The organism is Gordonia sp. B8661-1, assembly GCF_059427765.1.
The window spans coordinates 1-3,026 of the sequence record NZ_JCAHRL010000026.1 but is presented as its reverse complement, the minus strand read 5'-3'; the positions used below and the strand labels follow the sequence as shown (position 1 = coordinate 3,026).

The 3,026-nt window shown below is 63.3% G+C and carries 2 protein-coding genes and 1 pseudogene; 1 reads left to right on the top strand and 2 read right to left on the bottom strand.

Features of this window, described 5'->3' with window-relative positions; translation table 11 throughout:
- The first annotated feature begins 212 nt into the window (after positions 1-212).
- Positions 213-1,641 (top strand): annotated as a pseudogene (locus tag AC4JJG_RS21405) (recombinase family protein).
- 431 nt (positions 1,642-2,072) lie between these two features.
- On the opposite strand, the gene AC4JJG_RS21400 reads toward AC4JJG_RS21405, so the two are convergent.
- Together AC4JJG_RS21400 and AC4JJG_RS21395 are read right to left on the bottom strand one after the other, a co-directional pair.
- Positions 2,073-2,390 (bottom strand): hypothetical protein, encoded by a 318-nt coding sequence (locus tag AC4JJG_RS21400; protein WP_369521197.1) that lies wholly within the window; start codon positions 2,388-2,390, stop codon positions 2,073-2,075.
- Positions 2,391-2,656: 266 nt separating this feature from the next.
- Positions 2,657-2,821: a hypothetical protein gene (locus AC4JJG_RS21395; protein ID WP_182374591.1), complete on the bottom strand. Its 165-nt coding sequence runs from the start codon at positions 2,819-2,821 to the stop codon at positions 2,657-2,659.
- Positions 2,822-3,026: the final 205 nt, after the last annotated feature.

Sequence of the window (3,026 nt, the reverse complement as noted above, 5' to 3'; positions counted from 1 at the left end):
CGAATACGAGACGATCATCAACACAGCCGCCTCAGCGGCATGACACCGACACTGTCACCCGATCGTGAAGCAGTCCCCAACGCATTACCAAGCCGTGGCTGACCGCGTGATCGAACACTTCAAAATGCTGTAATCGTCGGACTGATCAGATATCCATCCGGGTAGGGGCCACACCAGTCAGGGATAGCTGGGAAGTCACTAAACTGGCCCCTATGAGTAGCGGTAAGCCCACGGTGCGGTCAGCGGCAGTGTACGCCCGGATCTCCCAAGACTTGGAGGGCAAAGGGCTTGGCGTGCAACGACAATTGGAAGACTGCCGCAAGCTCGCGAAGGATCGTGGGTGGACCATTGGCCGCGAGTATGTGGACAATGATGTGTCCGCGTACTCGGGCAAGACCCGGCGGGGTTACCGGCAGATGCTCGATGATCTGGCGAACGGTGCCCGGGATGCGGTGATCGTCTACAACCTCGATCGGGCTGCATCGCCGGCCGGTGGAGCTCGAAGAGTTCGTCACCCTGTGTGAGCAGGCCGGGGTCCACGAGGTCGCGACCGTGACCGCCGACATCGACCTGGGCAACGATGACGGGCTGTTCATGGCGCGGATCTTCGCCGCCTTCGCCGCCAAGGAGTCCGGGCGGCGATCAGCACGGGTAGCCCGCAAGATGCTCGCCAATGCGGAGGCGGGGTTGCCGCACGGTACCGCCCAGCGAGCCTTCGGATACGAGACCGGCAATATGGTCGTGCGTGAGGATGAGGCGCAGATTGTGCGGGATCTGGTGGCCCGCACCATTGCCGGGGAGTCGATGCGCTCACTTGCGCAATGGTTGAACGACCATGAGATTCGTACCGTGTCGGGCAAACCGTGGATCACGACCACTCTGCGGGCGTTGGTGCAGTCGGGGCGGATCGCCGGGCTGCGCGAGCATAAGGGGCAGGTGGTCGGTCCGGCGGTGTGGGAGCCGATCATCACCCCGGCGCAGCGGGATCAGGTACTGGCGGTGTTCGCGGCGAAAGCGCGGTCGACCAAGCGGATACCGCGGCGGTATGTGCTGTCGGGGATGTTGCGGTGCGGCAAATGCGGCAACACCCTGTTCTCCGCGGCCAGGACGCAGGGCCAGGATCGACGAGTGCGTCGCTACGTGTGTCTGTCTGGCCCGGATCACCGCGGTTGCGGCCGGCTGACGGTGGTGGCGGTGCCGGTGGAGGATCTGCTGGTCGATGCGGTGCTGGCCCGGTTGGACTCACCGGGCCTGCGGAACGCGTTGGCGGGCAAGGCGAAACGGAGTCCGGATACGGTGAAGCTGACCGCGCAGATCACCGTCGATACCAGCAAGCTCGACGAGCTGGCCGGCCTGTACGCCGACGGGGCGATCACCGCGCGGGAGTGGATGACAGCCCGGAACCCGATCGAGGAACGTATTCAGCGGGCGCACAAGGACATTGTCGCTGTTTCCTCCGACGGAGCCCTGTACGAGCTGGCCGGCACCGGAGCATCACTGCGTGGGCAGTGGGAGGAGCTGTCGATCGACCGGCGGCACGCCATCGTTAAAACGGTCCTCGACCATGCGGTGATCGCTGCCGGCAAGCAAGGCGCCCGCAGCCTGGATATCAACCGCGTGCAACCGCAATGGCGATTGTGACGTGGTTTAGAACGTGGATCGCATGCTGCCCAGACGTCGGGTCTGCTGAGCCGGCGTCACTCGCTGGTGGGGCCGTGGATTCTGCCGGCCCTGTTGGTGGACGGAGCTGATGGCTGCCCACGTGTAACGCTTGGCCAAGCCGGAGTACACGGTGGCTGAACGTCCGAGATAGATAGCGCTCAGTGCTGCGCCGACCGAGAGCATGAACGGGACGGTGGTGAGCGCGTTTGTCCCGTGCATCATGAGGGTCCAGGACTTCGGCACCGCTGGTGCGGCGATCAACCCGAGCACACCGCCGGTGATCCACCGCTGATTGACGCTGCGCCACGCTGCGTCTGCGTACTGCTTGGCGATGCTGGGTCGGCGGATCAGTTCGGGGATATCCCAGTCGTGCCCAAACTTGTGCCAGAATTCTGCAGCGGTCTTGGGGTCTAGGTGATGACGACATCAGTCAGTATGGTCGCTGCCAGTCCGAGCCAGTACGGGTGGGTAATTCCTGCGATCCGCAGCAGGACTGGCATCAGGATGGCAAGTAGTCTCGATCGGATGAGCGGGTTGTGAACCAACTGCTCACGCATGGTCCGCGCGGACACAACCACACCTTTGCTCAGGTGTGCGGTCATCGAATACGGTGCCGCAACGCCGAACATGATCATCGCGGCGACCACGCCGAGACCAACGAAACCCAGTGAATAGTCCGCGACATGCATCGGGCCGGCCGTGCCGGTGATGTGCAACAGCGCGAGCACCGATGCTCCGAGCATCACCCATCCGGCACTGACAGTCAGGACAAGCGCGCCGCTGATTGCCGGGAACCACCAGAAGAATCTGCGGGACGGTGACCAGCTCCGTGTGTGTACATTGACCTGCATATTCGCTCCTATTCATCGGTTTGGTATCCGGGCATCGGGGGCGATGCCCGGCATGGATGATTGTTACGCGCACGTCTGACAAGCCGGTGCTGCCGCGTCACCGCGAGCGGTGACTTGCCCTCGACGATTGTGGTCCAGCCCAGTCAGTGTTTGAGGAGGACAGCGACCTGGTTGATGATGGTGGGGTCGGTGATGGTCAGTGGGACTCCTTGGCGTGCACAGGATTCGGTTAGCCAGACACGGAATTCCTCCTCATCACGGCGGGGCACCTGCGCCGAAGCGCGGTCGTCGGTGGCGGGCGCGGTCATGGCGGTCCACCCGGCGGGACGGAGTTATCGCGGCGTGCCCAGAGTTGTTCGAGGTGTTGGTGCGCGGCGGCTAGTGTGAGTTGGTAGTCACCGTGGGTGAGATGTCCTGTGCCCGCGAATTCCCATGGATCACAATTTGGGCCTGGTGCACGGATAGGTGACAGGGTTAGTCACGCGGCCTGAGGGGCCTCGTGGTTGATGATGG